We start from the raw sequence: 25456 nt of genomic DNA, 5'->3' as shown, positions 1-25456 counted from the left end.
CGTCTCTATAGCGATTGTTTTATACCTACAACTACCGTCCCAACTTATTAGGAATGCCTTCACAACCACCGGGAATAGTGGCTCTAGTTGTTTCACCTCCCCAAGTGCAACAGTAGCAACGTGCAGACTCAGACATCCGTTGCACATTGCTGAAATCAGCATTTTCCACCACAGCACCAGTTTGTTCGCCGGTTTCATAATCTGGTGGTTTAGTGCGACTGCGGGGTGATGCTTTATCTACTACACCATAGAATAGGCGAATGCCGTTGATGTCCGCACCATCAAGATTAGCACTATATAAAATTGTGCGGGAGAGGTTAGCTTTTACTAAGTCACAACCGGTCAGATTAGCGCGGACAAGATTAGCTTCGCTGAGGTCAGTCCAACGTAAATCAGTACCGGAAAGGTCTGCGGCGGCTAGCATTACGCCTAAATCGATGACACGCAAACCTTCTAAGCGGTCTTCTGCATATCCGCCAGTCCCATCGAGAATAGCTCGACCTAATAAGCGATCGCGTTTTAGGGGTGATAACAACTTAGAACGTGAGAGAAAGCGGAGAATTTTCGCTTTACCACTACCATCGACACTACTCAAAATTGCCGCAGTGCGTCCTTCAGCGATCGCTCTTTCTTGGGGCCAATCTTCTAATAATCCTTCTTCATCTAACACCAAGTCTGAAATGCCTTGGAAATAAGAATCAATTGTCTGTTGCTGGGTAATAATATTTTGCTGAACTGTGAGCAGGTTTTGCTGAATTGTCAAGTCTTTGGAAATGACATATTGTCGCCATGCTACATAAACGGCAATGATCGCGATGAGAATTTGCCCCAAAGCGCCAAACCAATCTGCTAGGGTTCCAGCAATGTCCCAGTTAATTTTACGTCCCAAAACAAGTAAGCGATCGCCTATACCTGTGAACCTGATCAAGCCGATGATGGCTACTAATAATCCCAAAAAGGCCACAAACAAGGTGCGTTCTTGGGGTGAAAACCACTCATCTAAAACTTCTTGGAACCAAGGCAATAATATCGCTAGGGATAACAACAAAGTTATCAGCGTTCCAGTAATGCCAACGATCCAGTTATTGAGGATAACTCCAATGAAGGTGAGGGCGATCGCTATTAGAGTAATTAGCAATGCTCTCGGCTTAACTGTGAATTGGCTGGTACTAGGTTGCTTGAAGTCAGAACGGGCTTGTTGTAAAGCAATTGTATGTTGCGGAGATTGCAAAGATCCAATAGCCGCTAGTACTTCTGAGGTTAGATTTTTCTCAGTGGAACTACCGTCAAAGTCATCCGGTTGCAAATCGTTTTCGGGAACTGGTTTTGGGGTTGGTAGATCAGAGGAATCGGATTCAATCGTCATGTTTTCTATTTTGCCCCAGCAGATTTAGTTCAACACCTGTTTTATCAAAAATTGCACTAAATCCAAAACGAAAGACCTACGTATACTAACTAAAACGGCGGTTAGAAACCGTGTCTATACGACGCTTTATCCACGGAGATAGGGTGACAAACAATACTGTTCGGTTAAGGCAAGAGACGCGATAAATCGCCGTCTTTACAATAATCAGTCCTTCGTCCTGACGGCGATTTATCGCGGATTTGGGATCTATATAACCTTGATTCCGCACCCAGAACTGTCACGTACCAAAGCAAGGGATATTTTTAGTCCAAAAATCAAACCAGATTCCTAAATCATTTGTAAAAATAGATTAACCACAGAGGCGTAGAGAGGAATCGGAAATTTCCCCGGCTGATTAGGATTACTATAGTAGCGGGTAATTTAAGTTTCCCCACCAACCACTACATCTTGAATTCGGAGACTAGGGCCACCACAACCGACTGATAACCCGTTTTGCCCTCCCTTACCACAACCACCAGATTCATCCCAGTAAAAATCATCACCAATTGCTTCAATATCGGCTAAAGTTTGAAATACATTTCCCGAAAGCGTTACATCCCGAACAGGTTCAGCAATTTGACCGTTTCTAATCATCCACGCTTCCCCAGCACTGAAGGTAAACATTTCCCCATTTGTCATCCCACCCAACCAATTACGGGCATAAACTCCTTCTTTGATATCGGTGAATAAGTCTTTGACTGGCGTTTTACCCCGCTCAATCCAGGTATTTGTCATCCGTACAATGGGGGTAAAATGATAATTGAGACAACGGGCGTTACCCGTAGGTGCTTCCTCTAATTTGCCAGCAGTTTCACGAGAATGTAAACGTCCAACTAAAACTCCATCTTCAATTAGTTGAGTAGTGGTGGCAGGTGTACCTTCATCGTCGTAAAAATAGCTACCGCGATGTCCCTCTGGAGCCGCACCATCAAAAATTTGCAGTTCTTCGGGGCCAAATCGCCGTCCGATAGTCATAACTTCTAACAAATCGGGGTTTTCGTAAGCCATATCAGCCTCAGAAAGATGTCCGAAGGCTTCATGGACAAACAAACCTGTGAGAATTGGGTCAATGACTACGGTATAAGTATTACCTTTAACAGATGGTAAAGATAAAGCTGCGATCGCTCTTTGAGCCGCACCTTTTACCTGTTCATCCAAATTAGTTAAATCTTCGTAGGCTTTACGAGAACCTGTAGTTTCTCGTCCAGTTTGTACGGTTTCGCCATTCCTGGCGGTGGCCGCAAAACGCATTTCCATATCCACCCAAGATTGATCGATCAAAGTCCCTTCCGAGGTAGCGATGATCGCTCTTTGGGCGCTGTCACCATAACGCACCGAGGTAGTGGTAATCCGGCGATCGCTGCTTTTGAGTAATTCAGTGTAGCGATCGCACAATTGTTTTTTCTCGGAGAGGGGAATTTTTCGGGGGTCAGTACCTTTTAGAGGGAGAATGCATACTGCTTGCACCGGGTCAATGGGTGCAAGTAAAGTTTCTTCATCACCAACTAGCCGCGCCGCAGCGATCGCTTCTTCTATCCGATCCCGAATTGTCGCCAACTGGTTAAAGCAACTTAACCCCCATCCACCTTTATAACAAGCGCGAATATGTCCACCAATAGAGATGCCTTCACTGAGGGTTTCTACCTTGTCGCCACGCAACAAGATATCAGTCCCTTCTGCTTCTTCAAGGCGAATCATCAGATAATCTACACGCCCTGAGTAGCGGGCGATCAGGTCAGAAAGTAAATTTTGTGCGTCAGCAAGTGTAGTCGGCATTTCCAGGTAATTACAATGACGAACTCCATTTATTTTGCAATTATTTGGGGAATTTTTGCTACTCAATGTTAAAGTCGCCCATGAGGGGCAGGGGGATAAGGGGAAATTATTTAACAAGTTCCTTACCCAATGCCCAATTTCCAATGCCCAATGCCCCATGCCCAATTCCCAATCTTAGTACTTCCTTTTTTACAATGGGTAAGAACTCAAGGATGTGCTAAGGTAGTTAGGTGAGAATAAAATTCGGTTACAGCGTTTGTTTTTAGTATTGACAGGCTTTTCCCTTTTGGTCTTAACAAGCTTGTCTCCGAAATCTAAATCTCTACACACCTATGATTTTGGAGATAACGCATGTCAATTTATGTAGGTAATCTATCCTACGAGGTCACACAAGAAGACCTTACATCTGTTTTTGCTGAACATGGTTCTGTAAAGCGCGTTCAGTTACCTACTGACCGTGAAACAGGCCGTCCACGTGGCTTTGCTTTCGTAGAGATGGGTACAGAAGCTGAAGAAACAGCAGCCATTGAAGCTCTTGATGGTGCTGAATGGATGGGACGCGACCTCAAAGTGAACAAAGCTAAACCCAAGGAAGATAGAAGTGGTTCCTTTGGTGGTGGTGGTGGCGATCGTCGCGGTGGCGGCGGCGGTGGATATAACCGTGGACGCTACTAAGCTTTAAGATTAAAAATTAAGTTTTAACGTCTTTAGGGCAGAATCATTATCTGCCCTTTTTGCGCTCCGAGCTACTGGATGCTTTGAAATTGTCCAGTACCAATTAAGTAGGAGATGAAAATGACCCAAGTATTTGTGGGCGAAAATGAAGGAATTGAGTCAGCCTTGCGTCGATTTAAGAGAGAAGTTTCCAAAGCAGGTATTTTCCCAGACATGAGAAAGAATCGCCACTTTGAAACGCCTTTGGAAAAACACAAACGCAAAGAAGTTGCAAGGCACAAACAACGCAAGAGAAATTTTCATCGTAATTAGAGAATAAGCGGTATCTACGCTCACGCCCTCTCTAACAAAAAACAATATGCCTTGAAGTCGCGATCGCTACTCTGACATTTTAGCTAAATGCGATAAATTAATGGCTGTGTTGAAACTCCTATCTATCGAACGAAATGGGGTTAGATTTTAAACATTTAGCAAAATATGTAAACTACTCACACCTCAGCCGTTAGGTAGATGTGAGTAGTTTACTGTGATTTACGAGGTTTGGGAGAATTTTTCCTCTTGGGTAGAAAGAGAGCGAATTAACTCTCGAATCACATCGGTCGCTGGTCTCCCCGTACTTGAACAATATTGTTCGAGTTTCTGTGCCTCGCTTGATGTGAGATTGATTGTAAGTCGTTTAGCAGCCCATTTTTTATTCATGTAGTAGACAGACAAGCTTTATTTTGAAACTACTTCTCTAATATCAATCATTTAAACTGCTACTACAATGGTATAAGTAACGACATTTGATTTAAGTAATGATGAAGCAACTTATGATATTTTCCTAAGAATTAGTGAAAATGTAGGGTATATTCTCAAGTATGAAGTTTAGCTACTTCTAGATTGGTAGTTATAAGTAGAATGTAAAAAAATATTCAATCCAATAAACATAAAATAAGTATTATTACTAAATGTTGTCATATTTTAAAGAATTAAGATGATTTGGTGAGGCAGAGGCAAATCATCAAGTCTATTTGCAAAAGAAGGTGAAAATCAGCGTTCTTTCTTTTTGCTTTTGCCTTGTTGTACTAGGCTATATAGTTGCTAATTAAATGAACAAATATCTAATCTAATTAGCTTATATGAGATATCAAGTAGGGGGTAGTCTCCGCAGTGACGATCCGACATACGTTATCCGTCAAGCTGACGAAACACTTTATACAAGCCTGAAGGCTGGTGACTTTTGTTACGTCTTCAATTCTCGACAGATGGGCAAATCATCGCTACTACAGCGCACAAGCCATCGTCTTAGACAAGAAGGCTATAGCTGTGTTTACTTAGATGTCACCACATTGGGTAGCGAGGATACTACACCAGAACAATGGTACAAAGGTATTATTATTAGCCTGTTCTATAGCTTAAATCTGGTAGAAAAAGTCAAATTTAAGCAATGGTGGGAGATGCAAACAGGTCTTTCCTCAGTGCAAAAACTACACCAGTTCGTAGAAGAAGTGTTACTGCCAAATACCAAAGCCGAACGTATTTTCATCTTCATTGATGAGATTGATAGTTTGTTAAGTCTGAGTTTTCCTGTTAGTGATTTTTTTGCCTGGATTCGTCATTGCTACAACCAGCAAGCACACGACCCAAATTTTAGACGCTTGGGATTTACACTATTTGGCGTAGCCAGTCCATCCGATCTAATTTCAGACAAACGGCGCACACCTTTTAACATTGGTACAGCAATAGATTTACATGGCTTTCAACTCCATGAAGCCACACCATTGCTCAAGGGATTAGAAGAAGTTATAACTCAACCGGAAGCAGTACTTGAAGAGATTCTTTACTGGAGTGGAGGACAACCATTTCTCACCCAAAAACTCTGTCAGTTAATTGTCCACACAACTTTAGAAACATCTAGTAGAAAAATTGCTTTACCACCGGAAACTCAGGCATTTTGGGTAGAAAAATTTGTGCGATCGCAGATTATTCAAAACTGGGAAGCCAAGGACGATCCCGAACACCTCCGCACAATTCGCGATCGCCTACTTTTTAACGAACAGCGAGCCGGAAGATTATTAGGGCTTTACCAACGAGTATTGCAAGCCGAAAATAGAGAACAGGCAACAGAAGACATTCCTGTTCCAAGCGATGATAGTCAAGAACAGATAGAACTGTTGTTATCTGGTTTAGTCGAGAAACACAACGGCTATCTCAAAATAAAAAATCCTATTTATCACAATGTTTTCAACTCTGAATGGGCGATCAAGCAGTTAGACAATCTGCGCCCTTACTCGCAAACATTCAATTTTTGGGTAGCCTCTTCCTTTAAAGATGAATCGCGTCTTTTGCGAGGACAGGCTCTAAAAGATATTCAAAATTGGGCGCAGGGCAAAAGTCTGAGCGATTTGGATTATCAATTTTTAACTGCAAGTCTTGAATGCGAACAACGCGAAGTGCAAACCTCATTGGAGGCAGCACGAGCCAAAGAAATAGAAGCACGACTAGCCCAAGAGAAAAAAACTGCTAAACTCCAAAGATTTTTGCTCATAGCAGTGTGTATTGGATTGATCGTTTCTAGCTCTTTGGGGATAGGAAGTTTTATTCTTTACCGCAAAGCTCTCAAAAGTACAAATCAAGCTAGAAGCAGCGAAATTAGAGCGCTTGTATCTTCTTCTGAGGGATTATTTGCCTCAAATCGTAAATTGGACGCACTCATAGAAGCAATTAAAGCCAAGCATCGACTGCAAACACTAGATAAACCAAACACAAATCTTCAGCATCAGGTAGACAATGTATTACGTCAAGCAATTTATGGAGCAGACGAGTACAATCGTTTTTCGGGTCATAAAGCAGCTGTCTTAGCAGTAGATATCAGTCCTGACAGTTCTCTGATTGCCTCAGCAAGTATAGATAAAACAATCAAGCTTTGGCGACGTGATGGTAGAGAAGTTGCAACTTTCAAAGGTCATCAGGCAGCAGTTAAGGCAGTTGATTTTAGCTCTGATGGTCAGGTACTCGCCTCGGCAAGCGAAGATGGCACTATTAAACTGTGGAAGCGAGATGGCACTTTACTCAACACTTTCAAAGGTCATACAGCTTCGATTTGGGGAGTCGCCTTTAGTCCCGATGGTCAGTTCCTTGCCTCTGCCAGTTTCGACAGAACCGTGAAACTGTGGAAGCGAGATGGTACTTTGCTCAAAACGTTTCAAGATTACAAAGTGGGGTTTTGGGGAATAACTTTTAGTCCTGACAGTCAAATAGTTGCTGCTGCAAGTCTCGACAAGACAGTAAAACTCTGGAAACGAGACAGTTCGGGCTGGCAAAACGCCAAGCCTCTACAATCTCTTCAAGGTCATACTGGTTGGGTTATAGGAGTAGCTTTCAGCCCTGATGGGCAGACTATTGCTTCAGCGAGTGAAGATGCAACTGTCAAACTTTGGCAGCGAGATCGTACAGGCGAAAGCTACCACCTTGATAAAACTCTTAAAGGTAACAGTGCCGGGATTTGGGGAGTCGCCTTTAGTCCCGATGGTCAGACTATTGCTTCTGCCAGTCTCGATAAAACGATTAAACTTTGGAATATTGATGGTACAGAACTGAGGACGCTGAAAGGACACAGTGCGTCTGTTTGGGGAGTGACTTTTAGCCCAGATGGAAGCTTTATTGCTTCGGCGGGTGCAGAAAACGTTGTTAGACTCTGGCAAAGTGAGAATCCATTTCAAAAATCGATCGTTGCCCACAAAGCCGGGATTTGGTCAATAGCGATCGCCTTTGACAGTTCTGCGATCGCCACAGCTAGCCACGAAAACACTGCTAAAATTTGGAGTCGCCAAGGTAAATTGCTGAAAACTTTTACTGAATCTGGGGGCGCAATCTTCGACGTTTCATTTAGTGAAAATGGCAATTTAATCGCGCTTGGTACTTACGACGATCGAATAAAGCTCAAGCAGCAAGACGGCACTTTAGTAGCTACCTACAAAGATCCTCTCGGTAAACTCTTAGCAGCAATATTGAGTCCCGATGGACAAACGATCGCAATGGCAAATGTTGACAAAATCGCTCAAATATGGAAGCGCGATCGCCCAGCACCACAAATTCTCAAAGGACATCAGGCGGAAGTATGGCACGTCGCATTTAGTCCAGATGGTCGGTTTGTTGGTTCAGTTAGTGGCGATAGTACTGCGAAATTGTGGACGCTGGATGGTAAGTTATTCAAAACCCTTGTAGGACATTCAGCGACAGTATGGAGAATAGCCTTTAGCTCTGACAGGAAAGTGGTAGCTACTGGAAGTGGCGACAATACTGTGAAGTTATGGACAGTTGAAGGCAAATTGCTGAAAACTCTTAAAGGTCATACAGCTGCAATTTGGGGAGTTGCTTTTAGTCCCGATGGGAAAATAGTTGCTTCTGGCAGCGTCGATGCTACCGTCAAACTTTGGAAACTGGATGGTACAGAAATAACAACTCTTAAAGGACATACCGCAGCAATTAGGGACATTGCCATCAGCCGGGATGGAACAATACTTGTCTCAGGGGGTGATGACAACACACTGATTCTGTGGAATTTACCGCGAATTCTCAGCTTAGACGCACCAACTTATGCTTGCGCCCTAGTGCGAGATTATTTGAAAACTAACACAGCATTGGAAGATAGCGATGGCTCCGCCAACGCCAAGGGCGATCGCACTCTTTGCAATTAGTTGAAACTCTTGAAGCCCCACGTCTCACTTTTAGGAGCGTGGGATGAATTGCTGTCTAAGTAGAAAATTCCAACCGATGGGCAGCACCATCATCTAGAAAACTCTGTTCCCCAACGCCGACTAGTTCCACAATAATTTCACGAGTTATAGGTGAGAATTCACCTTCTCTAGCTGCAATCTCAACAATAGTTCTTTGCTGCTGGGAATAAACATGGTAAGTTGTCGTGCAAAAGGCTCCTGTTTGGTACTCAAAAGTATGACCATCATCTTCATAAAGGGTAAACTCACCAACGCCCTTCCAGATTCGCAGCCTCATTTGGTCTATGGGATGTTCATCTACATATTGCATTACTGGTGCGATCGCAATAATGGAGCCAGCACGAACATATAACGGCATTTTCTCCAGTGGTGCATAAGCAAGAATGTGAGTCGGCCCTGTAAATTCCTCCCCGCTCCACCAATCGTACCAATAACCTTCCGGCAAGTACACGGCACGATGTTCAACGCCGGGACGCAAAATTGGTGCAGCTAGCAAGGAGGGGCCAAGCATGACTTGATCGGCAAGAGCAAAGGTTTTTGGGTCATTGGGGAAATCATACAGAAGTGGGCGAAGAATTGGTGCGCCAGTAGTTGCAGCTGACCAAAAAAGAGTGTAAATGTAAGGTAGTAGTTGATAACGGAGTTCAATATACTCGCGGCAGATTTTTTCGATGCGATCGCCAAATACCCAAGGTTCGTGCTGTGCAGTAGTTAATGCTGAATGCCCACGCATCAGGGGATAAAGCATTCCTACTTGCATCCAACGAGCAAATAGTTCCGCCGTCGCATTCCCCGCAAACCCGCCAATATCACTACCCACAAAGGGAATGCCCGATAGACCCAGGTTACAGAGCATTGGTAGGGACATTTCTAAGTGTTCCCACAGAGATTGATTGTCTCCTGTCCAGACTGCTGACCAGCGTTGAACGCCAGCATATCCAGAGCGTGTCAATATAAAAGAGCGTTCAGTAGGACGAGATATTTTAGCTCCTTGATAAGATGCCTGTGCCATCATTAACCCATAAAGATTGTGGGTTTCCTTATGGGTGGTTCTTTCGTCAGTTGGCCCCTGCGGTGCATCAAGGGGAAAGGAAATTTTGTTACCAGGGTCGCCAAATGGACGGTCATCAAGTGCGGGTTCATTCATATCGTTCCAGATGCCGGCAATACCAATATCAGTTAGACTATTTTGGCAATTTCCCCACCAATCTCTAACTTCAGTCCGTAGGTAATCAGGAAAAACAGCTTTGTCTGGCCAAACATAGCCGTGAAATAATTGACCGTCAGTTTTTCGGATAAAATAGTTGTTTTTTAATCCCTCGTCAAAGACTTGGTAATCTGCTTCTGGCTCGTATTTGACTCCCGGATCGACAATCGTTACTACTTTAAAGCCATCTTGCTTGAGATTTTGGATTAATTTTTGAGGTTTGGCAAATCGCTTGGGACTCCAGGTAAAAACCCGATAGCCATTCATATAGTCAATATCTAAATGGATAACATCACAGGGAATGCGCCGTTGACGAAATTCATCAGCTAGTTTGCGGACTATATCTTGTGACTCGTAACTCCAGCGACATTGGTGATATCCTAATGACCATCGAGGTGGTAAAGGCATCCGTCCCGTTAGCTGGGTGTAAGTCTGGATAATTTTTGCAGGTTCCGGCCCATAAATAATGTAGTAATCTAGTTCACTCCCTTGAGTTTCCATTTGCCAAACTCCAGGCTGCTGTGCGCCTAGATCAAATCGGCTCCAATAAGTAGTATTAAAAAAAAGCCCGTATCCTAATCCCGGACGCAAGGCGATGAAAAAAGGAATCGCCTGATACATGCTGTCTGTCATGATGCCATAATCGATCGCATCTGATGCCCAGTTGGTTTTGACTTTTGAACGCTGATCTAGTAAACCAGTAGGTTCACCAAAACCATAAAAATGTTCGTCAGATTCAATCCGTTTCCACCCTGCAACCTCCCCTGTCCGCCACGCCATCCCTAAATCTGTATCCTGAGCAAAGGGCTGTCCTACTGAGTCAAAGCACTCGATACGACACGGATTGCGGGACACGACAATACACAATTGCTCAGTTTCAATTTCTATAGTCTCTGCTTTTTCTCGCACTTCAAAAGGCACAGTCGGCCATTCTTCATCCGCTTGTGTCACAGCCCACGATCGCCTAGAGAGAAATTCACCACTTGGAGACATCCGTACCCGAATTAAGTTTGGTGCTAAGACACTAACTCTTAGACAGGGGCCACTGCACTGCAATATAATATGACGCTCATTCTGTTGTATTGCTTGGACTGCTCCCAGGATTGACCAAGGCGCTTCGGTGGTGTGCAGCTGTCCAAAGTATTGTGGCATATTCAATCCCTGATTCCAAGATAACTATTTTCCCCAATTGAGATTCACATAAACTACTGCTAAAAAGCGTGTATCTTTAGGCAGAGCGTATATCTAACTTTACTTTGGATCGGTAATTCCTCTTTTCTCTGTGTTCTCTGCGCCTAATAAGGTTCAGTTCAATAAATCATTTTTAAACCGCAGAGGCACAGAGAGCGCAGAGATTTTAAGATTTTAAGAGTCACCTTGAAAAGGCTAGTTTCCTTAACTTAGGGACTTCCACTTGACCTAAACTTCATCAGATGCTCTGTTAATTGATAGCAATTGTTCGTAATCTTTTGGTGTATCAACATCAATATCACCTAATGGAAAGGGAATGGAAAACACTTCATTAAGGTTATTATTAATAAACCTTTTTGCTCCTGAAGCCTCTTTCAAAGCCGCAAGCTCTGAAAAAAATCTCTGACTAAATAGAGCAGGTACACCTAATATCCCTGCATATTCGCAAGCAATGATTGGTTTTTGGCTCGAATAATATGCATCAACAAGTTGATTAATAATTTGAGGAGAAACAAATGGCTGATCGCAAAGCGCGATCACTACTGCATCTATTTTTTGCGGAAGATTATTTAATAATTCAATACCACTTTTGATGGAAGCACTCATTCCACAAGCCCAATCCAGATTATGGACTACTTGAATGGGAAGTTGCTTAATTTCGGGATAAATCTGTTCTGCATTTGCTCCAAGTACTACTATCACAGGTTTACAAACTGAAGCGATCGCAATTTCTGCAATGTGATGCACAAAACTCTGTCCTTGATAAAACAACAGTTGTTTTGGTCTACCCATGCGAGTAGATGCACCCGCCGCGAGAATAATAATCGCAATGCTTGATGTTTCATTTTGTATTTGCTCGGTGGTCGATGTCATAACAGATATAAATACTATGTTGCTAACAACAAATTGAAGTTGCTTTGATAATTTTGATGAATTGGTTGATTCCGATTTTTTAAGAAATTACTATTGCGGTTTCTCAGCACTGCCTGAATTTCGGCAATAATGGCGATCGCTATTTCTTCGGGTGTATCAGCGCCGATATCAATACCAACAGGACTATACAATCTACTCAATTGTTGCTTACTAAAAACTATTCCTTCTGTAGATAAATCTTGAAGTAATCTTTCTGTGCGATGCTTTGGCCCTAAAACGCCAATGTAGCGTGCCGGAGATGGTAACACCATCTTGAAAATTTCTAGATCGTCAAGATAATTATGCGTCATCACCACAGCCATTGTTTGCGCATCTATAAAAACCTGTTTATGTACAATTTCTCGACGGCTAAGAATCACATCACAAGGGAGAGGAAATCGCGCTCTAGTTGCCTCATTAGCTCGACAATCAACTACAGTCACGTCCCAACCTAATGCTTGAGCAAACTGGGCTACGGGTATAGCGTCATAACCTGCACCAAATATTACTATATGTGTGGGTGGTTGGATGACTTCGATGAAAACTTCTGCACTACCTAAAGGTAACTGATAGTTGTTTACCCTTGACTTTTGATTAGCGAGGGCTGCTTGAGTATCTGCATTCAGAGAGTTAATTAAATCTGTTTCTTTAATATTAGTGACAATTTTACCGTTTGGATAGAGCAGTAAGCGCGAGCCAAGTTTTACATCTACCGCACCTTCAAAAGCAAAGACTGTAGCAATAACACCCAAATGTTTTTTATGAAAGCACTCTTGTGTAAAAGCGATCGCATTTGGTGTACTTTCTGTCTCAAGCCGTTCGATGAGAACTTGCATTATCCCATTGCACCCTAGACCAAAACCCCAAAGAATATCTTCAGAGGCGGTTTGATTGTAAGTAACAACAATTGGTTTGCCGTCTGACATTCGTTGTTGAGTATATTCAAATACGTCATTCTCTAAGCAACCAGCGCTGATTGTGCCAATTATCTGACCTGTATTTGTCATCAGCATTTTAGCACCCGGTCGGCGATAGGTTGAACCTTGAGTTTTAACTACAGTGGCAAGAAAAGTAATTTCACCACTTTTTTGACTTGACTCAAAGCCTTTTAAGATTGCTTGTAGTTCGTTCATTTGATTGTTTATGTTTTTTTAACGCAAAGGGGCGCAGAGGTAAACGCAGAGTCACGCCGACAATTCCCTCTCTTAATACTCTGCGTGACTTTGCGCTTACTTTTACGTTTAAATAAATTACATTATCCATCCCTGGACATTAGTTAAAGAGCAGAAAGAAAACAGTCTTTAAGAGGTTGTTTGTAAAGTAGTTTGTTGTAATTTTAATCACATTATTACCCCCCTTAATCCCCCCTTGTAAAGGCTACGGTGTACACACAAGTCTTTGAGAGTGGCCTCATAGGCTTTTGATCCCCCCAACCCCCCGATAAATTGGGGGGCAAAAGTCTTTTAAAGTCCCCCTTTTTAAGGGGGATTTAGGGGGATCTCCAACGATTTTGGGTTTCTACAGAGATGTGTGTACACCGTAGCTTGTAAAGGGGGGAAACCGGAAAATCTAGTTCCCTCCCCAATATATCGGGGAGGGTTAGGGTGGGGTAAAAAAATATTTGATACCGACAAAAAGACTTTTCAAACATCCTCTAAGGCAATACGGTTCAGATAAGACTAAAATGATCGTCTAGCGGATAGTGTAGAGACGCAAAATTGTACTTCTCTACGAGATGCTATCGCGAACGTCCCGCTATATGCTTTTGCGTATCTACAGCTTTATGCCTTATGCATTCACAATACAAGCTGATGCATTCACAATACAAGCCGATGCATTCATAATGCAAGCCAATGCATTCACAATGCAAGCCGATGCATTCACAATGTAAGCCGATGCATTCACAATGCAAGCCAGTGCATTCACAATGCAAGCCAATGCATTCACGTAAAGACGCAAAATTGTACTTCTCTACGAGACGCATTAGCGTCTCTATATTTTTTACCAGATGCCGATTTAAAAATTTTATCTTACTGATATTTTTTTAGTTGCAATGGGTACATTAAACATAGCCTATACCACTTATGAGTCTATGACTATCCAAGATACAACACGCCGTTTGCGCCCTCAAACCATTAGTCAAGATATTAGCTCATTCCACGGTTTGCAAACCGTCAGCACCTACAATACAACTCGTGTTGATGCTTCATCTGCAAAATTACAAGAAGTTTATCAGGCGATGTTGATTTCTCAACAAACCGAAACCGAAAAACTAGCCTTATACCGGGCTGCTGCTGATGCTGCCCGATTAGCAGAATGGGAATTTCATAATACTGTATTAGCAATGAAAGAAGTCGTGCGCGGGCAATATGGCTCAGATAGCGATCAAGCTCAAGCGGTGGGACTGAAGAAAAAATCAGACCGCAAGCGTCCTGCTCGTAAAAAGGTAGTTGCGATGGCGTAACCTTGGGCTGGAAGCGATCGCAAGTTAATCAACTTAATTAAATTTTAAAACGAGCGATCGCTAATCGGATGATTGAGGGTTCATCATATCTTACAATTGTTGATTGCGCGGACGCTCTAACTCCAAATCTTCCCAAGAAACTGGATCTTCTACAGGTTCCAGGTGAGTTGTAACGTGAGTTGAAGGCAGCACCCGAAGAATAGCAAGCTCAATTGCTTCACACAAATCATGCCCTTGTTGCACTGTCCAAGATCCAGGTACAAGAACATGAAACGAAACAAAGCGACGGGTTCCAGCAGTGCGGGTTCGCAAGGCGTGGAACTGGATGTCCTGACGTTTGTACTCGTTAAGGATGCTCTTGATTGCGTCAATTTCTTTTTTAGGCAAAGCTGCATCCAATAACGCACTACCGGTTTCTCGCAGCAAACGAAATCCTGTCCAAGTAATATTTGCTGCTACTATTAGCGCGACAATTGGATCGAGTACGAGAGCGCCTGTTACCTGGACGAGGAAGATTCCAACTACCACACCACCTGAAGTCACCACATCGGTAAATAGGTGGTGAGCATCAGCCCTCAGTGTAATGGAACGCAACCGTCGCCCTGCCCGTAGCAATATAAAGGCAACAACACCGTTAATTGCAGTTGCAAATAGGGAGAGTGCCAACCCAAATCCAAGCTGTGTTAACGGTTCTGGATGCAACAAGCGTCCCCAAGCTTCAACAGCAATGCTAATGGCTGCTACTATAATCAACGCACCTTCTGCACCACTGGAGAAGTATTCGGCTTTAGAATGCCCAAAGGTGTGTTCGGCATCGGCTGGTTTATCGGCATAGGTCAATGCCCAAAAAGCAACCAATGCTGCCACAAGATTTACAATTGACTCAATAGCATCTGAAAGCAAACCTACTGACCCGGTTAGCAGGTAAGCGCCAAATTTTAGGGCAATAGTGACGATTGCCGCTGCAATCGATAAGAAAACGTAAGATCGGGCTGTTCGACTACTCATCTCGGTTACGGACGTAACTTTAGTGATTCCGAGCTTACAGTACCAAATTTTACCTTAGTCGTCATCAGCCCTGAGAATTCTACTGATTAGCAAAAGAAACTACAGAATAAATATGGTTCACTTAAGGGTTATAAATAATTGGTCTTTCAAGACGCGATAAATCGCGTCTCTACATTAGGGTGTAGGGTTAGTCGAGAGATAGATTAAATAGTGTGAATTACAAAGTTGGGAATATTTAGGTAACAAAAAAAGCCTCTACGGTGTACTTGTAGAGGTTAGAAATGAGATGTTGCATTTCTCAAAAATTTTAAATGAAGTGCAAAAATAGTCGGTTATCCCCAAGATAGATGTTTGGTTATTCCTATAGATAGGTTATCTCTGTTTTAATGCACAGCCTCTCGGAGAGAGCATCTTGATTCTGACTTCTGAATTCTTTTTCAATCCCTGAGAGTACTCCAAGTAAAAAATGCCCAATTGTCATTGCGAGCGTTCGCAAAGCAATGACGGGTTTTGGATCATTTATTTTTGGAACACTCTTACAACTACTGAATTTTTAATGCGATAATCCCAATTAATACTGCAAGACCTAATGCTCTACGAAAATAGTTAACACCTTGAAATAATTCTAGCCAGGCCCAAGTAAACAAGGAGCCATTTGCTAGTACGTACAATACTGTATTGATTTTACCACTTGTAAAAATTAGAGCGAGTAAAGTAGTTACTATCCAGACAATAAGTGGTAAGTTTGGCTTTTCAGCTAAAACAATTTTGCCATCGCTATCACGGAAGGTTTTATCAACTAATGTATTTTGCATTCTTTTTCAGCAGACGAGTATTAATTTTTGAGATCATAATGGCATAATAAACAGCTTAGTTCATCTTCCAATGAGAATAGAAGTGAGTTATAGTTTTTTACTGAGAAGATTAGTGTATGGGATATTAGTCGTGTGTCAAGCTAGTAATGAAAAGTTTGTGGTAAGCACTTTAGTGTTTAGAAAATAAGGACTGAAGTCCTGACTACGAACTTTCTTACTCATCAATTTAAACTTTACAGACTACTAGTCCTATAACAAATAAGTTGCTGATCGAGGCTACAACTGGCGAGCGGTGATGTTTGACACGCCAGATTAAACAGATTATCTTTGCGGAGTTCTTCATGTCAAGCCATCAATCACCTTTTCAACATCCAAATGAAGAAGTACAAGCTTCTTCTGATGACTCCCTCACCATCGCTCGAAGACAAGAAGTTGTGCAACTTCTCAAGCAAATTAGCGATCGCACCCTCAAAAATGACATTGTTAGTCTGGGGATGGTACGAAATCTGCGGATAGTTGATGATTATATATATTTACGTTTATATATTGGTTCCCATCAACATCAATTAGAAACCGAGATTCAAACTGTATTATCATCCCTAACTTGGAGCAAAAAAACTTACATTCAACTCTGCACCATTCCAGGAGTAAGAACGACTCTAGCAGTTTCCAGTGGTAAAGGGGGTGTTGGGAAGTCTACTGCTGCGGTTAACTTAGCAGCCGCTTTACAATTAGCTGGGTCAAAAGTCGGTCTGTTGGATGCTGATGTTTACGGCCCCAATGTTCCCCAAATGCTGGGACTGGGTAAATCTGAAGTGAAAGTTATTGATACTCCCAAAGGTCAAAGGTTTCTACCATTAGAAGCTTACGGAATTAAAGTTATGTCTGTGGGATTATTGGCAGAAGCAAACCATCCTTTAGCTTGGCGCGGCCCAGTTTTACATAAAATCATCACCCAATTCATCCATGAAGTGGAGTGGGGAGAACTGGATTATTTATTAATTGACCTTCCTCCTGGGACTGGTGATGCCCAAATTACTATTGTGCAAGAAAGCCCAATTTGTGGGGTAATCTTGGTAACAACTCCCCAAAATGTGGCAGTTTCGGATGTCCGCCGCAGTATTTATATGTTTCGCCAAGTTGGGATTCCTGTAATCGGTATTATCGAAAATATGAGCTATTTCATGGGGAGCAATGGCGAAAAAATTCCAATTTTCGGTAGTGGTGGCGGTCAAAAGTTGGTTGAAGAACTCAAAGCACCCCTTTTAGGGCAGATTCCCATTGATCCCCTTATCTGTAATGGCGGTGATGTCGGAGAACCCCTAACACTCGTTAACCCTAACTCTACAGGTAGTCAGGTATTTGTGCAAATTGCTAGGGCGTTAAATGCTACTTTTTCTTAGCTTATACCAATTTAATGTGAAGTTGCACATATCTTGATCCCCCTAAATCCCCCTTAAAAAGGGGGACTTTGATAGATGTTTTTCTGGTTCCCCCCTTATTAAGGGGAGCCAGCGCGGTCTTGGGGTCTCCCCAAGTGGAGCGACTGGCGTGGGCTAGGGGGGATCGAATTATATGCAGCTTCATAAAAAATTGGTATTATGCTGAAATTCAATCCCAACACGTTAATGTTAATAAAATTCTAATTAGAGCAACTCAGCAAGAACGGTAATGAAAGAAAATAGCATCATCACTGGTTTTCATGCTCATGTCTATTATGATACCGATACTCATGATCTTGCCAGCCGGATTCGAGAAGGATTAGGAGCTAAATTTGAAGTAAAACTAGGACGTTGGCACGATCAGCCCATTGGCCCCCATCCAAAATCGATGTATCAAGTTGCCTTTTCAACAAACCAATTTACGCAAGTCGTCCCTTGGTTAATGCTTAACCGTGAAGGGTTAGATATTCTCGTCCACCCAGAAACAGGTGATGATGTCATAGATCATACAGCACATTCCTTATGGTTAGGAAATAAGCTAGAATTAAATATCAATTTCCTCCAACGAATCAAACCCAACCCCTCTTAATTACGAATTACCATAACGCTTACTTACGTGCTAAAATGAGCATAGTTGCGTAGGCAAAGCCCAGCAGTATCCTGCGGTTAAGCAAGCTACGGGTAGCGTCTCGGACAGAAGCGTTTCTTGTCGTAAACGCAAAAGTATTTCTGATTAACCTGAAAATAGAGGCAGCCGATACTCTTACAAATCTTGTGTCAGATTCAGCATTTCAGCAGTAGACATACTTTTTCGGCTCTTGCATTTGCTGCTTATCTATGTGAATATTCTCTCAGTAAAATACGGTAAATAGCTCGATTTAGGGTAGTATTGAAGTTGCTCATAGTCTGAATGTAGGTATGTTGACCAAGTATTTATCAAATCGACTTATGAAGATTGTCAGCAACTTTCTTCAGAATTATGAAACCTGGAGAATTGGCACATTTGCCTTATTCTTCACCTGCGGATTAGGTTTGACTCTTGTTATCTCTGCGTGTTCTCCCTCTCCCAACAATACAGGTAATTCTGCTGCGACACAGACACAAAATCAAGGTGTTGTGGTTCATATTGGCTATCAAAAAGCGGCGACTATTCTCAATGCTCTCAAGAATCGAGGCAGTTTAGCGCAAACTTTAACTGCTACTGGTGCTTCGGTGACATGGTTAGAATTTCCCGCAGGGCCACCGATGTTAGAAGCTATGAACGCAGGTAGTGTTGACTTTGGCTACACAGGTGAATCACCCCCTATCTTTGCCCAAGCCGCAGGTACTCCTTTGCTTTATGTTGCTTACGATCCTTGGAGTCCGAAAGCAGAAGCAATTATTGTACCGAAAGATTCACCAATTCAAAAACTTGCCGATCTTAAAGGTAAAAAAGTTGCCTTTGCTAAAGGATCAAACAGTAACTATCTCGTAGTTAAAGCCATAGAAGCTGCTGGATTAAATTATAGTGACATTCAGCCAGCACATCTGATACCAGCAGATGCGCGTGCAGCATTTGAAGGTGGCAAAGTTGATGCTTGGGCAATTTGGGATCCTTACCTAGCAGCAGTTGAACACGACGTAAATGTGAGAACTTTAACAGATGCGACAAATTTAGCACCAAATCGGGGTTACTATCTTGCTCGTCAAGAGTTTGTCAAGTCTCACCCAGATTTGTTAAAAACCCTGTTAGATGAAGTCAGCAAAATAGATAAATGGGCAACAAATAATCCCCAAGAAGTTGCCAAGTTTCTCGAACCAGAATTAGGTATCAAAGCATCAGCATTAGAAATTGCTGAAAAGCGCCGGAAGTATGGCGTTTTACCTCTGACAGATGAAGTAATTACTCAACAACAAAAAATTGCTGATACTTTTCATAAAATCAAGCTAGTTCCCAAAGAAATCCAGGTTAAAGACATTGTTTGGAACGGTAATAAATCTTAAAAGTTTCTCCCCACTCGTAAAAGCTTATGGACATCAATACCCAACGGATAAAAACTGATGTACTTGTCATTGGTGGCGGTACAGCCGGGACAATGGCAGGTATCAAAGCCAAACAAGCAAATCCTGATGCAGAGGTGCTGATCTTAGAAAAGGCTAACATCCGACGGAGTGGTGCGATCGCAATGGGTATGGATGGCGTGAATACCGCAGTCATTCCTGGTCATTCTACCCCAGAACAATACGTGCGCGAAATTACCTTGGCTAACGATGGTATTCTCAACCAAAAAGCTGTATATCAAACAGGCAAATTAGGTTATGAAGTTATCCAAGAATTAGAAAGTTGGGGTGTAAAATTTCAAAAAGATGTCCAAGGCAACTATGATTTAAAACAAGTACATCGTGTGGGTAAATATGTCTTACCTATGCCAGAAGGTAAAGACTTAAAAACCATTCTCACCCGCCAAGTCAAACGCCACAAAGTCAAAGTCACAAATCGCGTCATGGCAACAAGGGTGTTAGTTAAAGAAGGATGTGCTATTGGTGCGGTGGGATTTGATGTCAGGAACGGCGATTATATTGTCATTCAAGCCAAAGCAGTTATCTTATGTACAGGTGCTTGTGGCAGATTAGGATTACCTGCTTCTGGCTATCTCTACGGCACTTACGAAAATCCTACCAATGCCGGCGATGGCTATTCAATGGCTTATCATGCAGGTGCAGAACTCAGCAATATTGAATGCTTTCAAGTTAATCCCTTAATCAAAGATTACAATGGCCCTGCTTGTGCTTATGTTGCTGGGCCTTTTGGCGCACATACAGCCAACGCTGAAGGAAATCGCTTCATTAGTTGCGACTATTGGAGTGGTCAAATGATGTTGGAAATCTGGAAAGAATTAAACTCTGGGAAAGGGCCAGTCCAACTCAAAATGACCCACCTTGATGAAGATACAATTGCTGAAATTGAATCAATACTTTGGGCAAATGAACGACCAAGTAGAGAACGCTTTCATCAAGGCAGAAATGAAGATTATCGCACTCACGGCATAGAGATGCACATTTCCGAAATTGGCTTATGTAGCGGTCATAGTGCCTCTGGCGTGTGGGTAAATGAAAATGCTCAAACAACCGTCACGGGTTTATATGCAGCCGGAGATATGGCCAGTGTTCCTCATAATTATATGATTGGGGCATTTGTTTTTGGTCGCATAGCCGGAACCCACGCCATTGAATATATCCAAAATTTAGATTTTATCGAACCAGATGCAGATTTTTTAGAAGCTGAAAAAGCTAGAATTTATGCACCTTTAAATCGCCCTAATGGTGTACCTCACACCCAGGTTGAATATAAATTAAGACGCTTAGTTAATGATTATCTGCAACCACCAAAAACAGGTAACAAAATAGAAATTGGGTTGAAACATTTTGTTCAATATCAAGAAACATTAGATTTAATGGGCGCTCGTGATGCCCATGAATTGATGCGTTCTCTGGAAGTACATTTTATTCGCGACTGTGCAGAAATGGCAGCTAGAGCATCATTATATCGTCAAGAAACTCGTTGGGGTCTTTATCATTACCGCTTAGATTATCCAGAAAAAAATGATGATGAATGGTTCTGTCATGTCAATTTAAAGAAGAATGAATTAGGGCAAATGGTATTGTTTAAGCGTCCAGTTGACAATTATATTGTGGATGTTGATTTACAGCACGAAATGTATAATATAGCAGTGAAATAAAAATGAAATATTTACTTTGGGATTTTGATAATACACTAGCTTATCGTGAAGGAGCATGGAGTGGAACTTTACATTCAATATTAAAACGTAATGGAATCCACAATATAAACTTAGAAGATATTCGACCATTCCTGAATATTGGCTTTCCTTGGCACTCTCCTGAAATCCCTCACATTTTATTATTTAATGGGACAATATGGTGGGAGTATATGAATGAATATTTTGCAGAAATATATGAGAAAGTCGGAATAAATAGAGATCAGGCGATAAATTATGCTTCGCAAGTCCAAAATGAATATAAAAATATTGAAAAATGGCATTTATATGATGATGTAATTCCTACTTTACAAGATGCGATCAAGAATAATTATAAAAATGTAATTTTATCAAATCATATACCTGATCTCCACGAAATTATAGATCAATTAAATATTAAAAAATACTTTGACGGCATATATACATCTGGAAAAATTGGACATGAGAAACCAAGTTTAAAATTTTATGATTATGTCATAAATGATTTGAAAATTGAAAAAACAAAATGTATAATGATAGGTGACAATTATAATGCTGATATTGCAGGAGCATTACACGCGGGTATACAAGCAATTTTAGTAAGGAAGTCCAATGATAAAAATTATAAATTTTATAGTCAGGACTTTAAACAAATACTAAAAATAGTCAGACAGATTTCAACTATAGAAGAAGGTGGTATCAGCACAGCTACCGAGAATGCAGTCTGCGGGAATTGAGCATTTATTTGAAGAAGTTGTAGTTTCTGAAGCAATTGGTTTTTCTAAACTTTAAATTATGACTAAAAAAATCACTATTGTTGAGCAATTTAAAATTAAACAGGCTGAGATTAAAGATGCCGAACGAATAGCTATCCTTGCCAAACAACTTGGATATTCTGTGATGAATCAACAAGTAGAGCAACGCCTTGCTAGAATTCAAAATGATGATGCTCATATTGTATATGTCGTGACTGGAGAAAATGACTATGTGATTGGTTGGGCACACGCTTATATTTGCGATTCATTACTTATCTCAACTCCTGCACTTCTTTTGGGGTTAGTTGTAGATAAAGATTATCGTTCCAATGGAATTGGACGTATTTTAATGCAGCAAATTGAAAATTGGGCTTCTCTAGCTGGAAGTGAGGGTGTTCTAGTACGTTCTAATATTAAACGCAAAGAAGCTCACTTGTTTTATGAAAAAATTGGCTATACCAATATAAAACAGTCATTGACTTTTCATAAACAGTTAGTTTAGCAGTGAAAAGATGTAGTAAATAGATAGAAAACTTGCTAACAAAATAGTGGAGCGGTTTTATGGCTTTAATCAATCAGAGAATAGATGTTCCTGTTATCGTTGATGAATCGAAATGTCTAGAAAAATGTACGGCTTGTATTGAAGTTTGTCCTTTGGATGTGTTGGCAAAAAATCCAGAGACAGGCAAAGCTTACATGAAATATGATGAGTGTTGGTTTTGTCTACCTTGTGAAAAAGAATGTCCAACTAATGCCATTACTGTGCAAATTCCCTTTTTATTACGTTAAAGATTTTAAATAATGAATGAAGATAACAACCTCCAGTATTGGCTAGAAATGTTGCGATCGACCGATCTAAATGACCGGATAGTAGCTGTCAAAACTTTACAACATCTAGGTGATGAAGAAACAATAGATGCTTTAATTATCGCTTTAAAAGATGAGCATATTACTATTCAAAAAATAGCGATATCTGCTCTTTGGGAAATTGCTAATCCGGCTGCGATTCCTGCTTTAGTTGAATGCCTCGCTTCAGTAGATATAGATATTCGTACTGAAGCAGCATCAGCATTAAATGAGTTAATTACACAAGATGAACTGTTACTTTTACTAGATAAACTACAAAGTAATAACGTCAATCTCCAATTAAATATTTTAGTGCTTTTGCGGAAGATACATGACATTCAATCTTTACCCGCCATTTTACCATTTTTAGAATCAAAAAATCCTGAATTAAGAGAAACAGCCGTTACAACACTGCGATATATCAATCAACTAGAAAAATGTCCCCAAGCTTTAAATTTAATCTTTGATCGAGAAGCAATTGTCCGTCGGGCGGCAGCTTTAACTTTAGGACATTTACAAGATACAGAAGTGATTACAATACTTTCTCAAGCACTCACAAATGATAGTGACTGGCAAGTTCGCCGGAATGCAGCTAAATCTCTAGCTATTCATGAAAATCGTCAAGCAATTTCAGTATTAGAAATTGCTTTAAGTGATGAACATTGGCAAGTGCGGAAATCAGCAGCACAAGCGTTGCAGAAAATCCCAGATGTTCAAGTTATGCCGAAATTAATTCAAGCATTAACAGATGAATATGCCGATGTCCGAAAAGAAGCAGTAATTGCACTTGGCAATTTAGCTCATTCTGATGTTATTAATCCCTTGAAACAAGCATTGGACGATCCCGATCGAGAAGTTTCCATCCAAGCACAACGCGCAATTCAAAAGACTCAAACAGATTTATGTGAGGCACACACGTAGGGAACATACCCATACACCTCAGAGGTTGTTTGAAAAGTGTTTCGCTGTGACTTTAGGCACTTAGAGATCCCCCCTAACCCCCCTTAAAAAGGGGGGAACCAGAATCAAAGTCCCCCTTTTTAAGGGGGATTTAGAGGGATCTAAAACTATTTGATACTGACAAAAGGACTTTTAAAACATCCTCTTGCGAGATGATGTTGTACCACTATTTGAATGAGAACCGCTATAACGTTATTTGCTAAGATTTGATTAGGCTCTTGCTCTCACACATCTTTAGATGACTCTCGACCTTCCCGACTCTCTGATTCTCAATACTGCACTTTCAGTTTCTGGATTAACTGACTATATCCGTTTGCTGTTAGAGCAAGATGAACAATTGCGGCAAGTTTGGGTAACTGGTGAAGTTTCCAGTGCTAACCATCATCGCAGCGGGTTATTTTTTACGCTGCAAGATACAGACGGTACCGCCGGAATAAAATGTGTGATATGGAATAGCCAATTGCCAAAACTTGCCCAAATGCCAGTTGCCGGTGAGCAGATCATTATTTTGGGTAGTATTCGCCTATATCCGCAACGGGGAGAGTATCAGTTATCAGTTTGGCAAACCTTACCTGCTGGTGTTGGTTTACAGGCATTGCGCTATCAACAACTCAAAAATCGCTTGCTGGCTGAGGGGTTGTTCGACACGCAAAGAAAGCGATCGCTCCCCACACATCCCCAAACGATCGCTGTCGTCACTTCTCCAACGGCTGCGGCTTGGGGTGATATCCAAAAAACCCTCAGACAAAGGTATCCAGGTTTACAGGTTTTATTTTCTCCCGCCACAGTACAAGGTGAGCAAGCGCCCGAATCTATCGTTAAAGCAATTGAACGGGTGGAAAGAGATGGACGCGCCGAAGTGCTAATTTTATCGCGGGGTGGTGGCGCGGTGGAAGAGTTGGCTTGTTTTAATGATGAACGAGTGGTGCGATCGCTGGCTAGTTGTTCTATTCCGGTAATTACTGGTATCGGCCATCAACGAGATGAATCTTTGGCGGATTTAGTTGCAGATGTCTGTGTACATACACCAACGGCGGCGGCGGAAAGAGTCGTACCCGCCCTTTCGGAATTGTATACTGAACATCGGCAGCGAGTTGTGGCTTTACATGAGGCAGTGCATGACTCTTGGGAAAATGCTGAGAATAAACTGCAAGGATTACGGAATCGGTTGCGACGTTTGCGGTTAGATCGGCAAGTGCAGCAGGAGGTGGCAAAGCTAGCTTGGAAGCGTCAGCATTTGGTGCAGATGACAATGGGGCGATCGCAGCAAGCAACGCAGCATTTAGAATTACTACGGCAAAAGTTGGCTAGTCTTGACCCGAAAGCGGTGTTGCAGCGTGGTTATGCGGTGGTAAGAAGGGAAGATGGAGCGATCGCTCGTTCTGCGGGAGAGTTGGCTGTGGGGGAAGATTTAGTGATTCAGTTGGGGCAGGGTGGGGTTAAAGTGAAGATTGTGGAGGTAAACGAACCGCAGAGGCAATAGAGTTGCCAGTGCGCCCTTGCGGTTCCCCGACTTGAAGCAACTGGCGCGACACGGAGAAATTA

21 protein-coding genes are annotated in these 25456 nt (G+C 41.8%); 13 read left to right on the top strand and 8 right to left on the bottom strand.

Translation table 11 applies throughout. The annotated features are described in order from the left end of the window. Positions 1–31: 31 nt before the first annotated feature. Entirely contained in the window at positions 32–1366 is a 1335-nt protein-coding gene (locus tag GTQ43_RS12620; protein ID WP_265272963.1) for a pentapeptide repeat-containing protein, read from the bottom strand. 420 nt (positions 1367–1786) lie between these two features. After that, entirely contained in the window at positions 1787–3181 is a 1395-nt protein-coding gene (locus GTQ43_RS12615; protein ID WP_265272962.1) for a TldD/PmbA family protein, read from the bottom strand. 351 nt (positions 3182–3532) lie between these two features. On the opposite strand from GTQ43_RS12615, the gene GTQ43_RS12610 reads away from it, so the two are divergent. After that, the gene (locus GTQ43_RS12610; protein WP_114085123.1) at positions 3533–3856 is read left to right on the top strand and encodes an RNA recognition motif domain-containing protein; all 324 of its coding nucleotides are present in this window, start codon (positions 3533–3535) and stop codon (positions 3854–3856) included. 120 nt (positions 3857–3976) lie between these two features. After that, positions 3977–4168: a 30S ribosomal protein S21 gene (gene rpsU, locus GTQ43_RS12605; protein ID WP_265272961.1), complete on the top strand. Its 192-nt coding sequence runs from the start codon at positions 3977–3979 to the stop codon at positions 4166–4168. Positions 4169–4387: 219 nt separating this feature from the next. Here the strand turns inward: rpsU and GTQ43_RS12600 are convergent, their stop codons facing one another. After that, positions 4388–4555 (bottom strand): CopG family transcriptional regulator, encoded by a 168-nt coding sequence (locus GTQ43_RS12600; protein WP_265272959.1) that lies wholly within the window; start codon positions 4553–4555, stop codon positions 4388–4390. A 422-nt stretch (positions 4556–4977) separates the two neighbouring features. On the opposite strand from GTQ43_RS12600, the gene GTQ43_RS12595 reads away from it, so the two are divergent. Next, the gene (locus tag GTQ43_RS12595; protein ID WP_265272958.1) at positions 4978–8538 is read left to right on the top strand and encodes an AAA-like domain-containing protein; all 3561 of its coding nucleotides are present in this window, start codon (positions 4978–4980) and stop codon (positions 8536–8538) included. A 55-nt stretch (positions 8539–8593) separates the two neighbouring features. On the opposite strand, the gene GTQ43_RS12590 is transcribed toward GTQ43_RS12595, so the two are convergent. The 3 genes from GTQ43_RS12590 to GTQ43_RS12580 form a co-directional block, all read right to left on the bottom strand. Beyond that, complete coding sequence (locus GTQ43_RS12590; protein ID WP_265272957.1) at positions 8594–10936, bottom strand: glycoside hydrolase family 31 protein; 2343 nt, start codon at positions 10934–10936, stop codon at positions 8594–8596. 267 nt (positions 10937–11203) lie between these two features. Continuing rightward, complete coding sequence (locus GTQ43_RS12585) at positions 11204–11848, bottom strand: NTP transferase domain-containing protein (protein ID WP_265272956.1); 645 nt, start codon at positions 11846–11848, stop codon at positions 11204–11206. Between the two features lie 14 nt (positions 11849–11862). Beyond that, the gene (locus GTQ43_RS12580) at positions 11863–13020 is read right to left on the bottom strand and encodes an XdhC family protein (RefSeq protein WP_265272955.1); all 1158 of its coding nucleotides are present in this window, start codon (positions 13018–13020) and stop codon (positions 11863–11865) included. 959 nt (positions 13021–13979) lie between these two features. On the opposite strand from GTQ43_RS12580, the gene GTQ43_RS12575 reads away from it, so the two are divergent. Further along, positions 13980–14351: a hypothetical protein gene (locus GTQ43_RS12575; protein WP_265272954.1), complete on the top strand. Its 372-nt coding sequence runs from the start codon at positions 13980–13982 to the stop codon at positions 14349–14351. Between the two features lie 90 nt (positions 14352–14441). On the opposite strand, the gene GTQ43_RS12570 is transcribed toward GTQ43_RS12575, so the two are convergent. Beyond that, the gene (locus GTQ43_RS12570) at positions 14442–15359 is read right to left on the bottom strand and encodes a cation diffusion facilitator family transporter (protein ID WP_265272952.1); all 918 of its coding nucleotides are present in this window, start codon (positions 15357–15359) and stop codon (positions 14442–14444) included. Between the two features lie 542 nt (positions 15360–15901). Then, positions 15902–16174 (bottom strand): hypothetical protein, encoded by a 273-nt coding sequence (locus tag GTQ43_RS12565; RefSeq protein WP_265272950.1) that lies wholly within the window; start codon positions 16172–16174, stop codon positions 15902–15904. Between the two features lie 341 nt (positions 16175–16515). Here GTQ43_RS12565 and GTQ43_RS12560 point away from each other — a divergent pair, with 341 nt between their 5' ends. From GTQ43_RS12560 to xseA, 9 genes are all read left to right on the top strand, one after another. Next, entirely contained in the window at positions 16516–17577 is a 1062-nt protein-coding gene (locus GTQ43_RS12560) for an Mrp/NBP35 family ATP-binding protein (protein ID WP_265272949.1), read from the top strand. Positions 17578–17845: 268 nt separating this feature from the next. Next, on the top strand, positions 17846–18205 hold the full coding sequence (locus tag GTQ43_RS12555) for a DOPA 4,5-dioxygenase family protein (protein ID WP_265272948.1): 360 nt from the start codon (positions 17846–17848) through the stop codon (positions 18203–18205). 359 nt (positions 18206–18564) lie between these two features. Then, a complete protein-coding gene (locus tag GTQ43_RS12550) occupies positions 18565–19599 on the top strand; it encodes a sulfonate ABC transporter substrate-binding protein (protein ID WP_265272947.1) in 1035 nt (344 codons plus the stop codon). A gap of 26 nt (positions 19600–19625) precedes the next feature. After that, the gene (locus GTQ43_RS12545; protein ID WP_265272946.1) at positions 19626–21335 is read left to right on the top strand and encodes a fumarate reductase/succinate dehydrogenase flavoprotein subunit; all 1710 of its coding nucleotides are present in this window, start codon (positions 19626–19628) and stop codon (positions 21333–21335) included. Between the two features lie 2 nt (positions 21336–21337). Further along, on the top strand, positions 21338–22087 hold the full coding sequence (locus tag GTQ43_RS12540) for an HAD family hydrolase (RefSeq protein WP_265272945.1): 750 nt from the start codon (positions 21338–21340) through the stop codon (positions 22085–22087). 58 nt (positions 22088–22145) lie between these two features. Continuing rightward, the gene (locus GTQ43_RS12535) at positions 22146–22607 is read left to right on the top strand and encodes a GNAT family N-acetyltransferase (RefSeq protein WP_265272944.1); all 462 of its coding nucleotides are present in this window, start codon (positions 22146–22148) and stop codon (positions 22605–22607) included. Between the two features lie 59 nt (positions 22608–22666). Further along, on the top strand, positions 22667–22894 hold the full coding sequence (locus tag GTQ43_RS12530; protein ID WP_012408944.1) for a ferredoxin family protein: 228 nt from the start codon (positions 22667–22669) through the stop codon (positions 22892–22894). 12 nt (positions 22895–22906) lie between these two features. Then, positions 22907–23872 (top strand): HEAT repeat domain-containing protein, encoded by a 966-nt coding sequence (locus GTQ43_RS12525; protein ID WP_265272939.1) that lies wholly within the window; start codon positions 22907–22909, stop codon positions 23870–23872. 277 nt (positions 23873–24149) lie between these two features. Further along, positions 24150–25394: an exodeoxyribonuclease VII large subunit gene (gene xseA, locus GTQ43_RS12520; protein ID WP_265272938.1), complete on the top strand. Its 1245-nt coding sequence runs from the start codon at positions 24150–24152 to the stop codon at positions 25392–25394. The last annotated feature ends 62 nt before the right edge of the window (positions 25395–25456 follow it).

The organism is Nostoc sp. KVJ3, assembly GCF_026127265.1.
Classification (GTDB): domain Bacteria; phylum Cyanobacteriota; class Cyanobacteriia; order Cyanobacteriales; family Nostocaceae; genus Nostoc.
This window is presented reverse-complemented; position numbering and strand designations above follow the sequence as displayed.